This is a genomic window from Methylomonas sp. MK1, from assembly GCF_000365425.1.
GTDB lineage: Bacteria > Pseudomonadota > Gammaproteobacteria > Methylococcales > Methylomonadaceae > Methylomonas.
Map to the genome: position 1 here is coordinate 2,174,131 of NZ_AQOV01000001.1, position 20,576 is coordinate 2,194,706.

At 55.8% G+C, this 20,576-nt stretch carries 14 protein-coding genes; 7 read left to right on the forward strand and 7 right to left on the reverse strand.

Annotation, left to right across the window (positions count from 1 at the left end):
* Positions 1 to 4: 4 nt before the first annotated feature.
* Genes G006_RS0110230 through G006_RS0110240 form a run of 3 tightly spaced genes read right to left on the reverse strand, consistent with a single transcriptional unit; the run spans position 5 to position 2,954 of the window.
* On the reverse strand, positions 5 to 517 hold the full coding sequence (locus tag G006_RS0110230) for a hypothetical protein (RefSeq protein ID WP_020483091.1): 513 nt from the start codon (positions 515 to 517) through the stop codon (positions 5 to 7).
* Entirely contained in the window at positions 514 to 1,149 is a 636-nt protein-coding gene (locus G006_RS0110235; protein WP_020483092.1) for a hypothetical protein, read from the reverse strand. The genes G006_RS0110230 and G006_RS0110235 overlap by 4 nt, the downstream gene beginning before the upstream one ends.
* On the reverse strand, positions 1,146 to 2,954 hold the full coding sequence (locus tag G006_RS0110240; protein ID WP_020483093.1) for a VWA domain-containing protein: 1,809 nt from the start codon (positions 2,952 to 2,954) through the stop codon (positions 1,146 to 1,148). The genes G006_RS0110235 and G006_RS0110240 overlap by 4 nt, the downstream gene beginning before the upstream one ends.
* 136 nt (positions 2,955 to 3,090) lie before the next feature.
* Here G006_RS0110240 and G006_RS0110245 point away from each other — a divergent pair, with 136 nt between their 5' ends.
* Both G006_RS0110245 and G006_RS0110250 read left to right on the forward strand, forming a co-directional pair.
* Positions 3,091 to 4,263 carry a phosphoglycerate kinase gene (locus G006_RS0110245; RefSeq protein ID WP_020483094.1) on the forward strand — a complete coding sequence of 391 codons (1,173 nt, stop codon included), beginning with the start codon at positions 3,091 to 3,093 and terminating at the stop codon, positions 4,261 to 4,263.
* 317 nt (positions 4,264 to 4,580) lie between these two features.
* Positions 4,581 to 7,916 (forward strand): leucine-rich repeat domain-containing protein, encoded by a 3,336-nt coding sequence (locus tag G006_RS0110250; RefSeq protein ID WP_020483095.1) that lies wholly within the window; start codon positions 4,581 to 4,583, stop codon positions 7,914 to 7,916.
* A 239-nt stretch (positions 7,917 to 8,155) separates the two neighbouring features.
* Here G006_RS0110250 and G006_RS0110255 read toward each other — a convergent pair whose 3' ends face one another.
* Genes G006_RS0110255 through G006_RS0110270 form a run of 4 tightly spaced genes read right to left on the reverse strand, consistent with a single transcriptional unit; the run spans position 8,156 to position 14,583 of the window.
* Entirely contained in the window at positions 8,156 to 11,257 is a 3,102-nt protein-coding gene (locus tag G006_RS0110255) for an efflux RND transporter permease subunit (RefSeq protein WP_020483096.1), read from the reverse strand.
* On the reverse strand, positions 11,254 to 12,366 hold the full coding sequence (locus tag G006_RS0110260; RefSeq protein WP_020483097.1) for an efflux RND transporter periplasmic adaptor subunit: 1,113 nt from the start codon (positions 12,364 to 12,366) through the stop codon (positions 11,254 to 11,256). Before G006_RS0110260 ends, G006_RS0110255 begins: the two co-directional genes overlap by 4 nt.
* Positions 12,363 to 13,925 (reverse strand): efflux transporter outer membrane subunit, encoded by a 1,563-nt coding sequence (locus tag G006_RS0110265; protein ID WP_020483098.1) that lies wholly within the window; start codon positions 13,923 to 13,925, stop codon positions 12,363 to 12,365. The genes G006_RS0110260 and G006_RS0110265 overlap by 4 nt, the downstream gene beginning before the upstream one ends.
* The gene (locus G006_RS0110270) at positions 13,915 to 14,583 is read right to left on the reverse strand and encodes a CerR family C-terminal domain-containing protein (RefSeq protein ID WP_020483099.1); all 669 of its coding nucleotides are present in this window, start codon (positions 14,581 to 14,583) and stop codon (positions 13,915 to 13,917) included. The genes G006_RS0110265 and G006_RS0110270 overlap by 11 nt, the downstream gene beginning before the upstream one ends.
* Before the next feature lie 473 nt (positions 14,584 to 15,056).
* Between G006_RS0110270 and G006_RS28625 the strand changes: the two genes are divergently transcribed.
* The 5 genes from G006_RS28625 (at position 15,057) to G006_RS0110300 (ending at position 20,576) form a co-directional block, all read left to right on the forward strand.
* Positions 15,057 to 15,212 (forward strand): hypothetical protein, encoded by a 156-nt coding sequence (locus G006_RS28625; RefSeq protein WP_020483101.1) that lies wholly within the window; start codon positions 15,057 to 15,059, stop codon positions 15,210 to 15,212.
* 197 nt (positions 15,213 to 15,409) lie between these two features.
* Complete coding sequence (locus tag G006_RS0110285; RefSeq protein WP_020483102.1) at positions 15,410 to 15,925, forward strand: RNA polymerase sigma factor; 516 nt, start codon at positions 15,410 to 15,412, stop codon at positions 15,923 to 15,925.
* 12 nt (positions 15,926 to 15,937) lie between these two features.
* Positions 15,938 to 16,894, forward strand: coding sequence for a FecR family protein (locus tag G006_RS0110290; RefSeq protein WP_020483103.1), 957 nt, complete (start codon positions 15,938 to 15,940; stop codon positions 16,892 to 16,894).
* Positions 16,895 to 17,021: 127 nt separating this feature from the next.
* Entirely contained in the window at positions 17,022 to 19,367 is a 2,346-nt protein-coding gene (locus G006_RS0110295) for a TonB-dependent receptor domain-containing protein (RefSeq protein WP_020483104.1), read from the forward strand.
* A gap of 12 nt (positions 19,368 to 19,379) precedes the next feature.
* Complete coding sequence (locus G006_RS0110300; RefSeq protein ID WP_020483105.1) at positions 19,380 to 20,576, forward strand: PepSY-associated TM helix domain-containing protein; 1,197 nt, start codon at positions 19,380 to 19,382, stop codon at positions 20,574 to 20,576.

The following is a 20,576-nucleotide window of genomic DNA, read 5'->3' on the forward strand; positions in this document are numbered from 1 at the left end:
TGCCTCAATCGAACACGTCGCCCCAATCCGGTGGTGGTGGGGCCTCTTCGGCTGGCGTTGCGTCAGCGTCCGCCGGTTTTGGCTGCTCCGAATCGGTGCCGGCATGCTGTTGTTCAGTCTCGGCAGCCGGCTCGTCGGCAACCGGTTTTTCACCCGCTTTGGGTAAGCCGTCCAGATAACTATCCAGCAAACTGCACAGATTTTCGTAAAAACTGCCCACCGTCTGCTGCTGCATTTGCTGCTCTATAAACCCATACAAAAACTGCTTTTCCGCCGCAATCAGATTTTCGCTGACAGCCTGCGCGGTTTGTTCGTCTAAGTGATGTTTACCGGCCAAGGCCAAGGCCAACCGGTCACCGCGCCGTTCCTGCCTGTCCTTAATGTCTTCCAGCAATTCTTCGATGCCGGCCAGCCGCCGGCGTTTATTCCGACGATTAACGACCAGCACGGCGATCAGGCCGGCCAACAACAACAGCGACAATTCTCCTAAGCCGATAAGCAGCAGAGATTGATTCATTTGCCCAACTCCGTAATGCTCTCGCGTACACCACGTTCGGCATCATGGAAAATTTGCAGCATCTTTTTACTGCTGTTTTCCAACTCTAAGGCAGTCTGATTGCCGCTAAACACACGGGTATATTCGGCGGACATTTCGTCGATGGTTTTCATCGCGTTATCCAGTTGCCGCACCAGTTGTTGGTTAATACGCTCCAAGCCTGCCAATTGATGCGCTTGCGGCGAATCCTGCCCCGCAGCAACCGGCGCAGCCGCGCCCCGATTCGCCAGCAAATTCTGATAAGGCTCGGTTAGGCGGCCGATACGTTGCTCGATCTCACTCAACAACACCAACTCGCGTTTCAGAAACAAGCGAATCACCCCTTCAAACACAGCGCGTTCAGACGCGTTGACTTCTTGCAACAATGGCTCGATCTCCGTTGTAGCCAATCCGCAGTTTTCTTCCAGAAATTGCTCCAGCCAGCGATTTTTGACGAAGGCCTGCTCTTCAAGCTCGGTAATGAAATGATCAATTTCGGCCATCTCCTTCCCTCGCCGGTTTCTCGAGATAAAAAACAGTACGACGACCAGCAGCGTCAAAAACCCCAACGCCTCCGCCGCCAATATCACTACCACGGAATCGAATGGATTCATGACAATCTCTCCAGTAACTGCTGATGTTTTTCTGCTTGGCTTTTTTTCAGGTAACGATAGGTAAAAAACCCACCAACACCCAGTATCAGATTGATGGTCAACAGGATGCCGCCAACCAATAACCAATTGGTTTCCGGGGCGTCCGGCGGCGGATGTTGCTCATGGTCAGTCTGCTCATGCTGCTCGGCATCGGTTTTCTGATCGGTTTTTTCATGATCGCCTGACTCGTGATGTGCATCAGTCTCCGCCGCCGGTGCGGCAACCTCGACTTTCTCGGCAGCAACGAACCAACTGTCATCGATAGTGAGCGGTTTGATCGCCGGCGTCAGCGGTTTACCGTCATGGTCTTTCGCCATCACGTTGAAATTGACATGCGTGGTGGTCTGCGGCGGCAAACCGGCCAAATCCAGCAACCAGACCCCGTCCTTATTTGTCAGTGCGCGGGTTTCCGGCTCGTGCCCGGTTTGATTAATCACCGCATTGATCACCAGTCCGGCGGGATCGATCAGTTTGGTATCCGGCAGCAGCTTTAAGCTAACCTGGCGCTGCGCAACATCCAAGTGCTTCTCGACGGTAATAGGCGTGGCAACCACTTCGATCTCGTGAATAATTTCGCGCTTGAAGGTCTTGCCGTCGGCGACGATTTTCAGCAGATGTTTACCCAAACTCAAATGCTCGACTTTATGCTGATAAAAACCGGGCTCGGCTGCCACAGCCTGCATTTTTGCCGGCGCTTGCTGATCTTGGATAATTTCCAGGGTCAACATGCCCAGAAAATCGGCGCGGTCGATCAGCTTATTTTTATCGGTGAAGTGCGCTTTGATTGGCAAGGCTTCATTCTCGCCCAGAAAATTGGGAATTTCGCTAAGTTGCAGTTTCAGGTCGGTGACGATCATGACTTGGTTATCGGGATCGACTTCCGCCACCAAGCGCCATTCGCCGATCAATGGCTGCTTGACGGTGATCAGGTCGTACGTCTGACTTTCCAGCCAGGACACATTGGCGACCATGCTTTGTTTACTGATGCTTTTACCGTCCGGCGCAACCAATTGCGTCGGCGCGGCATGCGGCTTTTTGAACACCAACACCGAAAATTCGTGGATGCCGCTATCGACCTTGAACTTATTGTCGGTTAGCGGCAAGGTTTCTTTCGGCGCGGCTTTTTGTGCCATCTTCAAAAACACTCGCTGTAACTGCTCGGCCGTTTGCGCGGTTTCCGCCCAGCCGCCGGTCTCGAACGCCAATTTTTCCAGCAACTCTTTGTCGGCCTGTGCCGATAGCGCAATGGTTTGCACGTTGATATTTTGCTGCTGGAGTTTGGGGATCCACTCGCTAAGAATCCGTTCGCGGGAATCCGCGCTTTGCATGATGTCCTTGGAAATATCCACAAAACCGTCGGTTAATAAAATCAGGTGTTTCTTACCGTTCCCGGTAAAACCTTGGCTAAGCACTGTCTGAATTGCGTCTTCGATATGGGTATACAAGCCGCGAGAATGAATATTGGCCGTAGCTTTGCTGGCCTGCTGTTTCCAGGCAGAACTGACGGCATCGGTCGCGGACAGCGGCGCGGTTTTTTCGGCGAACAGCCAGAACGCCGCCTTGGCACCGTCCGGCAGCAAATTGACCAACAACCGGCTGGCGTCTATGCGCAGATTTTCCGGATCGTTCTGTTTCATGCTGCCGGATACATCTATCAACACCTGAATTTCATCGGCGCCGGCAGCGGCAGGCGCGGGCTGGCAGTGCGCGGAATCGACACTTAATACCAACACGCAGAAAACCGAAAATACAATCGACTTGAACATAAGTCCGCCAACAAAAGTTTAGGCAATGGATAGCAAATATAGCCCAAGCATCTGACTGTTCTATTATTTTTTAAATCAGGCTGCGGCCGGCATTACACTTTATAATGTTTTCACTATTTCAACCAAAGGAGAACTTATGTCTATCAAACGAATGGTCGACCTGGATTTGGCCGGCAAGCGCGTATTAATCCGCCAAGATTTGAATGTGCCGGTTAAAGACGGCAAAGTCACCAGCGACTTGCGCATCCAGGCCAGCGTCCCGACCGTGGAAGCCGCATTGGCCGGCGGCGCGGCGGTAATTTTGATGTCGCACTTGGGCCGCCCCACTGAAGGCGAATACGACGAAGCCTCCAGCTTGAAACCAGTCGCCGAGCGCTTTTCACAATTGCTGGGCCAACCAGTGCGCTTGGTGAAAGATTGGCTAGAAGGCATCGAAGTAAAACGCGGCGAAGTCGTGCTTTGCGAGAACGTGCGTTTTAATAAAGGCGAGAAGAAAAACAATGCCGAATTGGGCCAAAAAATGGCTGCACTGTGCGACATATTCGTGATGGACGCCTTTGGTACCGCGCACCGCGCCGAAGCCTCGACCCATGCGGTAGCTGAACACGCCGCCGTGGCTTGCGCCGGTCCGCTGTTGGCTGCGGAGTTGGACGCACTGGGCAAAGCCCTGGAAACCCCTGCCCGCCCCTTGGTGGCCATCGTCGGTGGTTCCAAAGTATCCACCAAACTGACCGTGCTGGAATCCTTATCGTCTAAAGTCGATCAACTGATCGTCGGCGGCGGCATTGCCAACACCTTTATCGCCGCAGCCGGTTACCCGGTCGGCAAATCCTTGTATGAAGCGGATTTAATTCCGGAAGCCAAACGTTTGATCGCTTCGGCAAAAGAACGCGGCGCGGATATTCCGGTACCGGTCGATGTAGTCTGCGCGAAAGAGTTTTCCGAAAGCGCGGCGGCTACCGTGAAAAACGTGGCCGACGTGGAAGCTGACGATTTGATTCTGGACATTGGACCGGAAACCTCCAAGCAATACGCGGAAATCCTGAAAACCGCCGGTACCATCGTCTGGAACGGCCCGGTCGGCGTATTCGAAATCGACCAATTCGGCGAAGGCACCAAATCGCTATCGTTGGCAATTGCCGAAAGCCCTGCCTTCTCCATCGCGGGCGGCGGCGACACATTGGCGGCGATAGACAAATACGGCATCGCCGATAAAGTGTCTTACACCTCAACCGGTGGCGGCGCGTTCCTGGAGTTCCTGGAAGGTAAGGAATTGCCGGCGGTAGCTATTCTGCAGACTCGCGGCTAAGTGTTGGTCTTGCGGGGCTAATCGACCCTGTCCAATCTCATAATTAATGAAACTGTATACCAGTTGATCAGCGTGAGGAGTTGTTGATTGACTGGTTGCGGCACTGCGGGGTGTATCGGTTTATCTTATGAAATGAAAAGAATTCGCTGGTTAAAGGCCTTATCTGCTCGCTACCATTAATTACAGAAGGGAAAATCATATGTTGGTCAATAAATTATGGTTTCGATGGTTATTTTCCAGTAGTGATACAGAAACTATCAAATTCCTTGTTCGCCTGATGAAGATACGGGCTGTGGCTTAACCTGGAGACACTGCTCATGGCTACGGACAAAGCACTTCAAGCAGCAGAGAAGAAAGTCGCGAAAGCCTTACGAGACGGGGCGACCGAACTCGATCTGAGCTGCAGCTACGGCACCGAAAAATCAGAGAAACTCACTGAACTGCCTGAATCGCTCGGCCAGCTCACGCAACTGCGTGAGCTACACCTCTCTCGCAACCAACTGGCGGCGCTACCGGAGTCGCTGGGCCAGCTCACTGAGTTGCAGTCGCTGAACCTCTCCGGCAACCAACTGACGGCGTTGCCGGAGTGGCTGGGCCAGCTCACTCAGTTGCAGACGCTGGACCTCTCCGGCAATCAACTGACGGCGCTGCCGGAGTGGCTGGGCCAGCTCACTCAGTTGCAGACGCTGGACCTCTCCAGCAACCAACTGACGGCACTGCCGGAGTCGCTTGGACAACTAACGTCTTTGCAGTCATTTTACCTTGGCATGAACCAACTAGAGACGCTACCGGAATCACTTGGCCGACTCACTAATCTGAGACATTTCCAGCTTACACGAAATCAATTAACCGCACTGCCTGAGTGCCTTAGTAGGATAGAGAACCTCGAGAGAATCGACGCAGATTTCAACCGGCTATCATCGTTGCCGGACTCTTACCGAAAATTGCGGCGGCTCACCTACTTGGATGTGTGCGGGAACTTAATTAGGAATATCCCTCAGTACCTTGGAGAAATGCCTAGTCTCACCGACCTCTATCTGGGAGACAGCGTAGCAGGAAACCCTCTTGAAACACTCTCTGAAGGAATCCGATCACTCAAGCAATTGAGGTTGCTTTGGGCCGCGCGTTGCGGGCTCGACCTTTTACCAGATTGGATTGGGGAATTGACACAACTTGAAACCCTGAAACTGGATGGCAACAAACTGCGTGACCTGCCTGCGTCTCTCGAATACTTGGCGAACCTAAAAGGGCTCGCTATTGATGACAATCCACTGAATCCCGAACTAAGCGCCGCCAACAAGGAGGGCCTTGACGCTGTTAAACGCTACCTGCGGGCAAAGGCGGAAGCGCAGGTGGTATTGAACGAGGCCAAACTGATCCTGATCGGCGAGGGCGAGGTGGGCAAGAGTTGCCTGCTCGGTGCGTTGCGTGGTGATCCGTGGGAAGAAGGCCGCCTGACCACGCACGGCATCGAGATCAAACCGGTGCAGGTGAAGGATCCCGCCACAGGCACCGAGATCACACTGAACGGCTGGGATTTCGGCGGGCAAAGGGTCTATCGGCCCACGCACCAGTTGTTTTTCAGCGCCCCGGCGGTCTATCTGGTGGTGTGGAAGCCGCGCGAAGGCCCGCAGCAGGGCTTCGTGAAGGAGTGGATCAAGCTGGTGAAGCACCGCGAGCCGGACGCCAAAATCCTCGTCGTCGCCACCCACGGTGGCCCAGGCGCTCGCCAGCCGGACATCGACAGGCAGGAACTTTGGGACCTGTTTGGCAGGGATACGGTGATCGATTTCTTCTTCGTGGACAGCAAGCCAGACGAGAAAACTGGCAAGTGTGATGGGGTCGAAGCATTAAAAGATGCGATTGTGAAGGTGGCGGTAGCGTTGCCGGAAACGGGCCGTGCGGTGCCGAAGCGCTGGCAGGAGGCGCGTGAAGCTTTGAAATCAAACGGTGCACCCTACCTGCCGCTCGATGAGGTGCTGGCGCTCTGCAAGGGGCTGAAAATGGATGACGAAGAAGCTCAACTCTTCGTGACGGTGTCGCACAGGCTGGGTCATTTGATTCACTATGAGCACGACCCGGCATTGCGCGATATTGTGGTGCTCAAGCCCGACTGGCTGGCGACGGCAATGAGCTTCGTGCTCGACGACAAGCTGACACGCGACGCGCACGGGCTGGTAAGCTTTGCCCGGCTCGGCGAGCTGTGGAACGATCCGGCGCGTGAAGAGGAGTTTCGCTACCCGCCGGCGCTTCACCATGTCTTTGTCGCACTGATGGAGCGCTACGATCTGTCCTATGTGGTGGCAGGCCTTCCGGTTAAAGGTCAGCCCGATGGCACCACTCTGATCGCGCAGCTCGTTCCCGACATTCGCCCGAGCGACAGCGAAATACGGCAAGGATGGACAGCCGCCATAGCGGACGGGGACGAGGAGCGTGTGCAAATTTGCCGGATTGTGGAGGACAAGAACGGTCAGTCGGCATCGGCGGAGGGACTCTTCTACCAGCTAATCGTGCGTCTGCACAAATACTCGCTCGGGCGGGTCAACTTCGCCGAAAGCCTACACTGGCAGCGCGGCCTGGTGCTGGACGATGATTACAATGGACGTGCGCTGTTGGAGCACATCGGGAACGACGTGAAGATCACAGTGCGTGCTGCGTATCCCGAGGCCTTCCTCTCTGTCCTCACCCGCGAAGTAAAGTGGCTGGTGGAAAGCTTCTGGGCAGGCCTACGCTGCGATGTGATGGTCCCGTGCGTGGCACCCTGCGGAAGAAACACGCCAGGAACAGGACTCTTCGAGGTGGAAAAACTGATTGAGAGCAAGAAAAAACGCCGCCCCGAATATCCGTGCGCCGTTTGCAGCGAATGGCAAAGCATCGATTGTCTCTTACGCAACGCACCCGCCGCACAGCCCGAGCCGATGAGAGAACTGCTCGGCTCACGCGCCGTGCTTGCCGAACTCAATAATGTGCGTGTGCTTCTTCAGCAGCAACATGGAGAGTCCATGGGACGCTTTGATACCGTGGACGCGAACACACGCGCAACGCTAGGCAAAGTGAGTGAAAGTTACGCGCGTCTGATGCAGGCACTGACCGATGAGGCTAGGGAAGGTCCGCGCCTGTTCAGTTTCCATCCGATCGACCCTGGTTTCTTCGATCGGCCCAATTGGATCAACCAGAAGTTCCGCTTGACACTGTGGTGCGAGCACAGCCGCCTGCCGTTGCCGGAATTGTATGACAAAGGCAGCAAGAAGGGTGTGTATGAGTTGAATCTACCGCGCGAATGGTTTGAGAAGGCCGCGCCATTCCTGAAGGTGCTCACCGGCACCTTGAGCCTGGTGCTGCCAGTGGCGGCGTCGGCCACGAAATTGGTGATGGATGATGCCGTTTACAAGGGACTGGAGAATGAACTGGAACTAGGTGAGAAGAGTATCGAATCGGTGCTGAAAGGCGGAGAGACATCCGGCGAATGGCTGGGACGCAGCGACGCGCCGGACCTGGAACACGGGGATGCAGTCCGGGCGCAAGGAGCAGTGCTGCGGCAGTTACACGCTTGGCTGAAGGAGAAGGACCCGAGCTTCGGCGGGTTGGTGCGGGTGCAGAACAAGCGCCAGGAGTTCCTGTGGGTGCATCCTCAGTTTGTGCAGGAGTATTGATGCTGTCGTTTACCGATTTAATGAATCGAAAGCATGGCAAACAGGTCGGGAGGATGTACTGAACAGCCTAAAGCAAGCCTCGATGGAATCGAGGCTCCAAAAGCCAACAACCTCTCAATTGCCGATGTTAGCTTGATGATAGGCAGGCTTGTTGCAATAGATCCTGAAGCCCTACCCTAGCCCGACCGCTTCTGTTTCATCTTTACGAATGCGTTATTGATGAAGCCCTGTTTCGAAAATCACGATTCGACAGCGGCTGCTTTGGGCGCGGTATAGCGTTTCCAAAGTGCCAGACCTAGATTCTTGAAATCGTCCAGATAAGTATAAGCCACCGGAATCACCAATAGGCTCAGCAAGGTGGATGTCACCAAGCCGCCGATCACCGCGACCGCCATTGGGCTGCGGAAGGATGAATCTGCGTTGCCCATGCCTATCGCAATCGGCAACATGCCCGCACCCATCGCAATGGTAGTCATCACGATTGGTCTGGCCCGCTTATGGCAGGCATCCAATAGCGCATCCATACGGCTCATGCCGTGCTCGCGGCGGGCGACGATGGCGTATTCGACCAGCAAGATGGAGTTTTTGGTCGCTATACCCATCAGCATCACCAAACCAATCAGTGATGGCATCGAAAAGGCCTTGCCGGTGACTAACAGCGCCACGAAGCCGCCGCCAAAGGATAGCGGCAATGCCGCCAATATTGTGATGGGTTGCAGGAAGTCTTTAAACAGCAAGACCAGCACGATAAAGATACACAACACGCCGGTCAGCATGGCCAAGCCAAAGCTGGCAAACAGTTCGCCCATCATTTCCGCGTCGCCAATGTTGATGCGCTTCACGCCGGCCGGCAGATTTTTAATGCTCTGAAGGTTTTCCACCGCCGTGGCAACGTCGCCGAGCGGCTGGCCGGACAATTCGATTTCGAAATTGATATTCCGCGAACGGTCGTATCTATCGATCACGGCCGGTCCGCTGGACAGTTCCAGCTTCGCCACCTGGCCGACCATCACCGCGCCGATGCCCGGCTTAGCGGACGGCACAGCCAAGCGTTCCAACACGCTCAAATCGTGCCGGCCCTCATCAGCCAATTTCACCACCATAGGCACTTGCCGTTGCGCCAGATTGAGTTTGGACAACGACCAGTCGTAATCGCCCAGCGTAGCGATACGCAGGGTTTCCGCCAGCGCGGTGGTAGTCACGCCCAGATCGGCGGCGCGGGCAAAGTCTGGCCTTACGGCGATTTCCGGACGCACCAGCGCTGCACTGGAGGCGATGCTGCCCAGGCCGGGAATAGTCCTCAAATCGCGTTCCAGGCTGCGGGCGGCAGTACTTAAAGCTTGCGGATCGTCGCCGCTCAAGACCAGAACGTATTTTTCGCCGGAAGCGCCCAAACCCACTTTGGTACGCACGCCGGGCAGTTTTTGCAGGACCTGGCGGATATTTTGCTCGATGACCTGTTTGCGTACCGGTCTGTCCTGGCGATTGGCCAAGGTAATCGTCAAGGTGGCTTTACGCACCTCACCGCTGCCTTGATTGCCGGCCATAGGGTCGCTACCCGCCGAGCCGCTGCCGATGGTGGTGTAAATCGTTTTTACGTAATCGATACCGGCGACCAATTGCCTGGCAGCCTCGGCGGAAGCGCGCGTTTGCGCTAAGCTGGAGCCGGGCGGCAATTCCACGAACACCTGGGTCTGCGGGTTATCGTCCGCGGGGATAAAGCCGGTAGGCAATAACGGAATCAAAAACAGCGAGCCGATAAAAAATGCCGCCGCGCCGCCAATCGTGGTCAGCCGATGATGTAGACACCAGCTCGCCAACTTCATATAGGTGCGCATCAGCGCGCCTTCCTTAGGCTCGGAGTGACCAAGGTCTTTCAACATATAAGCCGCCATCATCGGCGTCAGCATCCTGGCGACCACCAGCGAGGCCAATATCGCCAGCGCGGCCGTCCAACCAAATTGCTTGAAAAACCGCCCGGCCACCCCACTCATGAACGCAGTCGGCAGAAATACTGCGACCAGCGCAAAAGTGGTCGCCACCACAGCCAAGCCGATTTCGTCGGCGGCCTCCATGGCAGCTTGATACGGCGTTTTGCCCATCCGCAAGTGGCGGACAATGTTTTCCACTTCGACGATAGCATCGTCGACCAAAATGCCGATCACCAATGACAAGGCCAACAGCGTGATGACATTTAGCGAGAAGCCCAAATAATCCATGCCCAAGAAAGCCGGAATCACCGACAGCGGCAGCGCGACGGCGGAAATAAAAGTGGCCCGCCAATCGCGCAAGAACAACCAGACTACCAAAACCGCCAACAATGCGCCTTCGTAAAGCATGGTCATCGAGCCTTGGAATTCCTCCTCTACCGGGGTGACGAAATTGAAGGCTTCGGTGAATTCGATATCCGGGTTGGCAACGCGCAGTTCCGCCAGGGCTTTTTGTACGCCGGCGCCCACCTCTACTTCGCTGGCGCCCCGGCTGCGAGTCACTTCAAAGCCCACTACCGGTTTGCCGTTCAGTAGCGCCAGCGCGCGCGGTTCTGCTACCGAGTCGTCCACCTTGGCGACTTGATCGAGCCGAATATGGCGGCCGTCAGCCAATGAAAGCTGCAAGGGCCGTATCTCATCGACCGACGCCACGTTCGCCAAGGTGCGCACCGGTTGTTCGCCGCTACCCAAATCGATGCGACCGCCGGCGCTCTCGCGCTGGATTTGCCGCAATTGCCGGGAAATGTCTGCCGCAGTCGCCCCCAAGGCTTGCAGCTTGACCGGGTCCAAAGCAATCGTCACCTCCCGGCTGACACCGCCCACGCGGTTGACCGCACCGACGCCGCGTACCGCCAACAGGCGTTTGGCAACTGTGTCTTCGACAAACCAGGACAGCGCTTCTTCATCGCGCTGCGCGGAACTGACGGTTAAGGCCAAAATCGGCGAACCGGCCAAATTCAGCTTGGTGACAATCGGATCGCGCAGGTCGCCAGGCAAGTCGGCACGGACTTTGGAAACGGCGGAACGCACATCGTCCAAGGCCTCCTGTACCGGCTTTTCCAGGCGAAATTCGGCGGTGATGGTGGCACTGCCATCCTGGACCTTGGAGGTGATATGTTTCAAACCCTGCAAGGTGGCGATGGCGTTTTCGATTTTCCGTGCCACCTCGGTTTCCAGTTGCGACGGCGAAGCGCCGGGCAGCGAGGTCGAGACCGTGATGGTGGGCAAATCCAGATCGGGGAAATTCTGGATTTTCATCGCTTTGAAGCTAAGCAAACCGGCGAAACTGAGCAGCACGAACAACATCATGGCCGGAATGGGGTTGCGGATACACCAGGCTGAAACGTTCATTGTTTTACCACCCGTACGCTGTCGCCGTCGGCCAAAAACGAGGCACCGCCGGCCACCAGCCGGTCTTCGGCGGCCACTCCGGATAAAATTTCCAGCTGGTCGCCGTTTCTGCGGCCCAGTTGCACTTTGACCTGCTTGACGCGGGCCCGGTCTTCGGTTTGTTCGGTCAGCAGAAACACATAGCTAAAGCCATCCCGCAGCGACAACGCATCTTGCGGCACGGTTAGAGCCGTGGAACTGCCCAAATCAAATTCACCACGGGCGAACATACCGGCACGCAAACCGCTTTGCGCAGCATGAGGTAAATCAACGTAAACCAAGCCATTGCGATTTTGCACATCGAGGGTTGGCGCCAGGAAACGTACGCTTCCCTCTATGCTGCCGACATTCGGCACTTCCACCCTCACCCTGTTGCCCGGTTTCAGTTGCGTCATTTCCGCGGCGGTAAGCTCGCCGCGCCATTCCAGGCGGTTTTGCCGAATCAAGCGAAACAATTCCTGACCTTTCGTAGCGACCGCGCCCAAGGTGGCGCTACGCGCGGAAATCACGCCGTCGTCGCTGGCCAATACCTTGGTATATTTCAGCCGCAGCAATTGCGCATCCAACTGCGCTTTGGCGGATTGCAGTTTGGCCTCCGCGGTTTTGGCGCCGGTCAGGTACTGGTCCACTTGTTGAGCACTCAACGCCCCGGATACCGAGACCTTCCGTGCCCGCTCGGCGTTGAGCCGGGCTTCGGCCAGATTGGCTTCGGCTTCGGCCACTACGCCTCGGGCTTGGGCGACATCGGCCAATACGCTTTCGTCCGAAAAGGTTGCCAACACCTGGCCTTTTTTAACGGCTTCGCCGATTTGCACATTAATCGCACTCAGGCGCAGATCGCCGATTTCGGCGCCGATCACGGCTTCCTGCCAAGCTGCAATAGAACCGTTAGCCGTAAGACTGAGCGGAATATCACGCGTTTGCGGACGAATCGCCGAAACGCTGAGCGCCGGATTAGCCGCCGGTGCTTCGGCCGATGGCGCGGGCTGGCTGACGCGGCCGATAGCCACGCCAATACCGATTAATAGTAGTAAGGCGACGAATAGCGCGCCTATTTTTCCCTTGGTCATGATTTTCCTCCGCTGAGCGTGTCGAATTGATTCGGAAATAAATGCGTGTTGCCGATGGCTCTAAGTTTGGTTGGGTCCGCTGCTGCCGTGTCAGGATTCGGCGAGTCGCCTCCGTCCGCCCAGCCGCCGCCGGCCGCGCGATAAAGCGCGATCCAGGCCCCGACCTGTTCCTGCTCAAGTTCTTCGAGCGCCAGTTCGGCGGCAAGCACGTTGCGGCGGGCCGTTTCCACGTCGAGCAAATTACCCAATCCGCTTTGGTAGAGCGTTTGCAGCGCCTGAAAGTTTGCCCGGTAGCCGTTGACCGCCTCGCGGCCTTGCGGCAAGCGTTGGCGGGTGCTATCCAAACGCACCAGAGCGTCTTCGACTTCCTTGACCGCCGTGCGCACTTTGGCGCGGAAGCGGCTTTCCGCCGCTTGGTATTGCACCTTGGCGACTTCCACATCGGCCGCGCGCTTACCGGCGTCGAACAGCGGCAAGCTCAGGGTCGGCCCTATCGCCCAAGTCTGCGCCAGCATCAGCGCCGCGCCGTTGATGTTTTGCAACGTCGGGGTAATGTTGCCCGACAGGCTCAGTTTCGGAAATTGCTTGGCCCGTTGCACGCCGACATTGGCGCTGGCCTCGGCAAGGTCGCGCTCGGCGGCCGCCACGTCGGGCCGTTGCAATAACACCTTGGCCGGCAACGAGGCGATTTCGAACGCCGGTGGATTGGGCAGTTTCGCCGCCTGATCGGTCGAGCCGTTCAGTAATGAGCGCAAGTCGGCTTCCGCGAGGCCGGTCATCGCCGCCAGGCTTTTGATGGATCGTTCGCATTGAGCTTGTTGCTGTAGCAAGGTTCTGCTGCCTTCAGCGGCACTGGCGGTAGCCAAGGCCACGTCGCCCGGCGAGCGGAAGCCGCTCTGGCCGGCAACCGCCGCCACCCGCGCCGATTCGAGGCGCGAAGCGCTGTCGGTACGCAATAGTTGCACTTGCGCTTCGCAATAACGATAAGCCAGGTAGGCATCGGCGACTTCCACCGCCACCGCGACCCTGGCATCGTGCCAGGAGGCGTTGCGCGATGCCAGTTGGCTTTGGGCCGCTTCCTGCTGCCGGGCCAAACCGCCGAACAGGTCTATTTCCCAGCTGGATTGCAATCCGGCAGAAAACTGGTTCCAGATGAACGGTGTGCCGCCAAACGAGGACGAAGAGCGTTTGGAGGCGAGCTCGGAGTCCAATTTAGGGAGTAAGGCGGCATCGGCGCCCACGAGATTGGCTCTAGCTTCTTCGATACGTGCTCTGGCATCGGCAACCGAGGCGCTAACTTGCTCGGCGGCGCTCAACAGGCGAGTCAGGGCCGGGTCCTGAAAACGCTCCCACCAGCGCATCAGCTCGGCGGGATCGCCTTGATGAGCCTGTTGCCGATTGGCTGCATCGGCTTGCGGCACTTGCCAGCTTGCCGGTGCGGGCAGCGGTTCGGCTTGATAATCCGGGCCGACGGTAGTCAATAAACCGCCGGACCCGCAGGCCGAAAGCAGTAAGGGGATCAGACTCAAGCCGAGCGGCGGCAGCGCTTTATTGCTCATGGCTGCCATCCCGAGCACGGCGCGCGGCTTCGCTGTCTATCATGGCCAGCGCATAGCCGGCCAGACGTTCGGCCAGCACGTCGATGTGTTGTGGGGAATTTAAAATTTGCGGAGAGATCATCGAGATGACGTCTTGCCCCACATAAAAATACACCGCCATGCCTATCATCGCGAAAGCCAGCCTATGTAAATCCTCGTCGATGCTGCTTAATCCCAAATGTTCCTTGAGCAGCGACACCAAGGCTTCATGCTGGGGTTTGATTTCCGCATCGATTTCCTGTTGCCAGGCGCCGGTCGGCTCGATCATCTCCCGGAAGTGCAGTTTCATCACGAGCCCAAGCTCCTCGCCTTTTTTCAACGGTTCGAGGAATTCGCCGAAAAATCGGGTCAACACTTCGGGTAACGGTAAGTTGGCGTAGGCCGCGACATCGGAGCCGCAAGGCGTGTCGCCCATCGGTTCGAAGAATGCGGCGCGATATAGACCGGCCTTGTCGCCGAAGTAATAACGAATGGCCGAAATGTTTGCCCCCGCCGCGTCGGAAATTTCCCGCGTGGAAGCGGCCTTGTAACCTTTTTCGGCAAATAGCCGCAATGCCGCCATTACCAGCCGGCTGCGAGCGTCGTGAGTTTCTATTTCGGAGTTTTCGGTTGTGACCATGCTGCCTCGGCGAAAGTGTATGCTGAAAAATAAATCAATCGATTGATTTTAAATTTATCAATCAATCGATTGATTGTCAAACTAAAATATGACGCATACCTTGAGCTTGAATGCCGAGCGATATTATTCGGCTTTACTGGGCAAGATTTTGGAAATGGCCTGACTGAAGCACTGGCTGCCAATTTGAAGGCCGAGGAGTTAACCGACGCCCAAGACGAATACCTTATTACTGAACGATGAGATGTCGGTAACGCAATTGAGCCCGCCACCGACTTACCCATCTACTGAAACGACCGCGTACCGCACCATGCGGTGGCTGGCTTCGCACGTCAAATACATATTAAATTGTGATTGACCGCCCGGCCGCAGAGATACCCAAAGTTCTTAACGTAAAACTTGCAAAGCTGAATACGTCGAACGGCCGGCTTATCCAAGCTTTTTACACCTGAAAACGCCACGATGCCGATTTGGCGATGTTTGAAAACAAACCTGTCTGGGTTGGAAAAGCTGAAAGTATTCATGTCGATACTTCAGTAACGGCCATGGTATGTAGCATGACCGAGCATCTGGATATGCTCAAGGACAACTTTCCCTGGATTCCTGCCGAAAATAGCTTCCATTGCGGCTGATTTAAGCAGAAACACCAGGTCATATGCCGCACGAAACTGCGTTATATGACATAGTTTTAGATGTAATCCTCCCCCTACGCCTCGCCATCAACAACCTTACAGCCAAGCATTACCTGGATTGGCCGGCTGTCTGCGTTTATTGGCACACAGCTTGCGGCAATTTCCGTCTTCCCTTCACAAAATCCGGAGCCTGTCGCTTGTCCGTCATCGCCATCCAGCACGATCAGATAGCCGAATTATTTCTGAATCATAAAGAAGCCATCGTCGATTTTCTGCTGCAAAAGGTAAAGTGCCCCGATGCCGCGCAAGATCTGAGCCAGGAGACTTATTTACGTTTACTGGGCAAGGACAGTCTGGCGCATACCGACAATCTGCCCGGTTATCTGTTTCGCACCGCCGAACGACTGTCGATAGACTTTATTCGCCACCATCAGCGCAGCGGCGTAAAGACTCAAGGCTTAGACGACGAGCTGACCTGCCCGCTTATGCAACCCGAGGACTTTGCCATTCTTAGCCAGCAATGCGAGCGCCTGTTACTGGCTATCGCCAGCCTGCCACGGCAATGCCGACATATTTTGTTGCTGCGCAAGATCGACGAATTAACTTATACGCAAATCGCCGGACAACTGGGCATCTCCGAAAAGACCGTGCAACGCCAATTGGTCAAAGCCATGCTGCACTGCCATCAGATGTTCAACGACGTGCGTTACTAAACCGGCCAATCAATGAAGGCGCCTAACCTTTCGCAAGAACAACAGATTCTTAAACAAGCCGCGACATGGTTTGTGGAGTTGCAGTCCGAATACTGCAACGACAAGCGGCGGCAAGCATTCGCGCAATGGCTTCTGCAAAACCCCGCGCATCAGCAGGCTTACGATGACATAGCCAGCCTTTGGGGAAACCTGGATAAGCTAAAAACCCGCGAGGTAGCAGGTTTGAGTGCCGCACGCTCAGCGCGGCCCCGCATCTGGCGAAACGGCAAAACCTTAACCGGCAGCCTGCTGCTTGCCGCGATATTAAGTGGCGCGTGGCTGGACCACAGCGCGCCCAGCATGGCTTACCAAACAGGCATTGGCGAACGGCAAGCCGTGCTGCTAGCCGACGGTTCCCAACTGCAATTGAATACAGACACACAACTGCGTGTGCGACTGTCCTGGTGGCGCCGCGAGATCGAATTGCAGCAAGGCGAAGCGATGTTCAACGTCGCCCATCAGGCCTGGCGCCCTTTTAACGTACATACCGGCAATCTACAAATTAAAGACATCGGCACCGTGTTTAACGTGCGGCACGATGCTCGGGGCACCGCCGTATCGGTACTGGAAGGCGAAGTGGCCCTGCACGCCGGCCGCAGCTGGTTTGGCGAAAATTTACCTGCCGGATTCAGCCGCAAAATAGACCAAAACGGCCACTGGGAAAAATCCGAAAAAACCAATCCCGAACAAGTGGCGGCATGGCTTAACGGCCAGCTGTTGTTCGACCATACCCCGCTGACCGAAGTCGCCGCGGAATTGGAGCGTTATCACGCCGTGCGTTTTGCGTTTGCCGATCCTGCTTTGGCCAAACAAACTCTAAGCGGCAGTTTCAATAGCACCGATCTGAAGCCGTTTCTGCAAGCCCTGGAAAAAATCCTGCCTATCCGCGTACAACGCCAAAAGCAAACCATCGTGCTTTACAGTCGCTAACAACCAGGTGTGCGCTTTCGGGCTCAAAAAAATATTCCGCAAAAATGTCCAGTTTGACCAGTCTGCTTCGTTAATGGGGTATGGCGAGTCAAAAAATATTGCCACCCACGACTAACAGGAGATGATCATGGATTGCAAACTTAACACCCCACCTGAGAAAAAACCGCGCCGACGGGCGCCGCTGCTGGCTTTGGCCCTAGCTGCTTCAATAGACGCAAGCGCGGCAGACAGCACCGGCGCGAGCATAGACCTTCCCGCGCAGCCGCTGGCAGCTACGTTGGAGAACCTGGCAAAGTCCACCAATACCAAACTGATATACGCCGACTCAGTGGTGCAAGGCTTGCAAGCCCAGCCGCTGAAGGGCAATTACACCGTACAACAGGCCTTGGAAAAAGTGTTAAGTCAGAACGACTTACAGTACGAGCAAGTGGGCGAAGGCGTCATTGCGGTTAAAAAAGTCCCAGCACCAAAAGCACAAGCCATCAAGGACGATTCGATTTTCGAGCTGGGTGCGGTCACCGTTAGCGATCAAGCCGAGAGCGTAAAATTAACCAGCAAGGACATCGCCACTTCGGTGGACATCATGTACGCCGATAAGATCGCCGACCAAAACGTGTTGACGGCCTACGACTTATTCCACCGTATGCCCGGCGTCCAAGTTACTCAATTCGGCCAAGGCATCACGACCGGAAAAATGTCGTTTCGCGGCTTCAATGGCGAAGGCCGGGTTAACGCGGTCAAATTACTGATCGACGGCGTTCCCAGCAACACCAACAGTGGCGACACCTATTTCATCGACTCGCTGTTTCCGCTGGACATCGAGTCGATTGAAGTGGTGCGCGGTACCAACGACGCCCGCTACGGCCTGCACTCTTTTGCCGGTAACATCAGCATGAACACCACCACTGGCGGCAACTACGCCAAGGGCCGGCTCAGTTACGGCAGTTTCAACACCCACGACATTCAATCCGGTCTGGGTTACGAAAAAGACGGTCTCTCGCAAAACTATCAAATATCCTATCGCGCCAGCGACGGCTACCGCCACCACAGCGATACCGACAAAAACAGCTTTTCCGGCAAGTGGTTTTACACCCCGGACGACCAAAAATACAAAATTGGTCTGATCGCCCGCTGGAGCGAAGCCGGCGCCCAAGAACCCGGCTATATGACTTACCAGGAACAGTTGCTCAATCAAACCCAAACCTTCGCCAGAAATGCCACCGACGGCGGCAAACGTACGGTTGGTCAAGTCAGCACCCATTTGGACGTCAATATCAGCAAAACCTTATTCTGGTCGTCCAAGGTTTACGGTAACTTATTCGACGACCAACGTTACGTGACCTATGGTCCAGGCGCAGCACAGCAAGAACGCGACCGCGACGAAATCCAGTACGGCGCAATGACTTCGCTGACCTACCATCCGGTCGTCAGTTGGCTGGACGACTTTTCGCTGGAAACCGGCTTCGACTTCCAGCAACAGGAAAACAAATACCTGCGTTATCTGACCGATAGCAGGGTTCGCCGTAGCAGCGGTTTGCGTAACGACGAGAAATGGGACTTCCTGAACTACGGCGGCTACATCCAGGCGATCATCAAACCCTTCAAATGGTTGAAGCTGACGCCGGGTTACCGTGCCGATATCATCGACGGCAGCTTTTTCAACTATCGCCCCGGCACGACCTTCGGCTCTTCACCGTTGAACGATTACGGCACGATTTCGCAGCCGAAAATCGGCGCGGTGATTACGCCAATCGAAGGTTACAGCCTTTACGGTAACTGGGGCCGCACCTTCCAGGTCGGCCTGGGACAGGCAACCTTCATCGGCCGTAACCAAGCCAACATTGGCCCCTCCTTGAACGATGGCTGGGAAGTTGGGGTCAAGCTGAAACCGGTGGATTGGGCCGAGGGCCGGGTCGCCTATTGGGCACAAGACGCCAGCAACGAAATCAGCCGCAATTTGGCTAGCGTCGATTCGACGATGATCGGTGCCACCAAGCGCCAAGGCGTGGACATTGAGGTCAAGGTCTACCCCACCGACAAAGTCGGCGTTTGGGCCTCGTACTCCTTGCAGGAAGCGAAAGTCACCAATCCGCCGACAGTCGCAGCCGGCACAATGGAGTACGTCGCCGGCAATCAAGTGGTCAATACCCCGAATTATTTGTTTTCGGCCGGTATCGACTACCAAATTCTGCCGCAACTGCGTTCGTCGCTATGGACCAGCGGCCAAGGCGATTACTTTGTCGATCAAGCCAATCAACGCGGCCAATACGGGGAATACGCCCTACTTAACCTCGATTTGGGCTATCAGGTGACCAAGGAAGTGGAATTGCAATTTCAAGCCAAAAACCTGACCGATGCGCGCCGGGAATACGTTTGGTACGACGAAACTTTCGGCGCCACCGCCCAACCGTTCTTCTCGCCGGGCGACGGCATTGCCTTCTACGGCGCCGTCAACGTCAAGTTCGACTACTAAGCTCGCATCACCATGAAATCAACGGCCGGCAAAAAACAGGCTAGACGCCAATTCTGGCTGGCCGTGCATTTATACCTCGGGCTGTCGCTTGGCTTGGTCATCTCCCTGGTCGGCCTAACCGGCAGCCTGCTGGTGTTTTATATCGATCTGGACGAGTGGCTGAATCCGCAATTGATCATTTCCGAACCCGGCCCCCAACGGCAAAGCTACGAGAATATTTTTCAAGCCTTACGCCGGGCAGAACCTGCGCGGCAACGCGGCTGGCGGCTGGAAATACCCGATGATCCGCGCCGCGCGATCACCGCCCGCTACTATCAGCCGCAAGAAACCGAGCATCACGGCTTTGCCCCGCTGATGCTGTCGGTCGATCCTTATACCGGCTCGGTACTGGCCAATCGTTTCTGGGGCGAATTTGCGATGACCTGGCTTTACGATCTGCATTACAAATTATTGCTGGACGAAACCGGCAAGATATTGATGGCTATCGTGGGCGGCTTGTTGCTGATGTCCTTAGTCAGCGGCATCTACCTGTGGTGGCCGCCCTTGCACAAATTAAAGAGCGCTTTGAGCCTAAAACGCCACGCCAGCCGCGAGCGCTTGAATTACGATCTACATAAACTGGCGGGCGTCTACAGCTTTATCGTGCTGTTGCTGTTAGCCCTGACCGGAATAGCCTTGGAGATTCCGCAATACGTCAATCCACTATTCGGCTATTTCTCGCCTTTGCAGGCATCGCCCGCGCCAAAATCGGCCATAACCCAAAACAACCCAGCCCGGATCAGCCTGGATCAAGCCGTCGCGGTGGGCCAAGCCCGGTTTCCGCAGGCGCGCCTGTGCTGGATAGAAACGCCGCACGACACCAACGGCAGCTATCGCATCAATCTGCGCCAAGCCGGCGAACCCAGTCTGCGCTTTCCCAAAACCAATGTCTGGGTGGATCAATATTCCGGCCAGGTGTTGGCCATCAGCAATCCGGATGAGCTTGGCGGCTCCGATACCGTCATTAACTGGCTGCATCCGCTGCATACCGGCGAAGCGTTTGGTTTGACCGGCCAATTGCTGGTGTTATTCTCCGGCCTCGTCTGCCCAATACTGTTTATCACCGGGCTGATACGCTGGCTGCAAAAACGTCGCGGTCGGCGTACGACCAAACGGCAGTCGCTCAGCGCAAAAAACCAGCCGCTATCGCCCCAAATGCTGAATCGATAA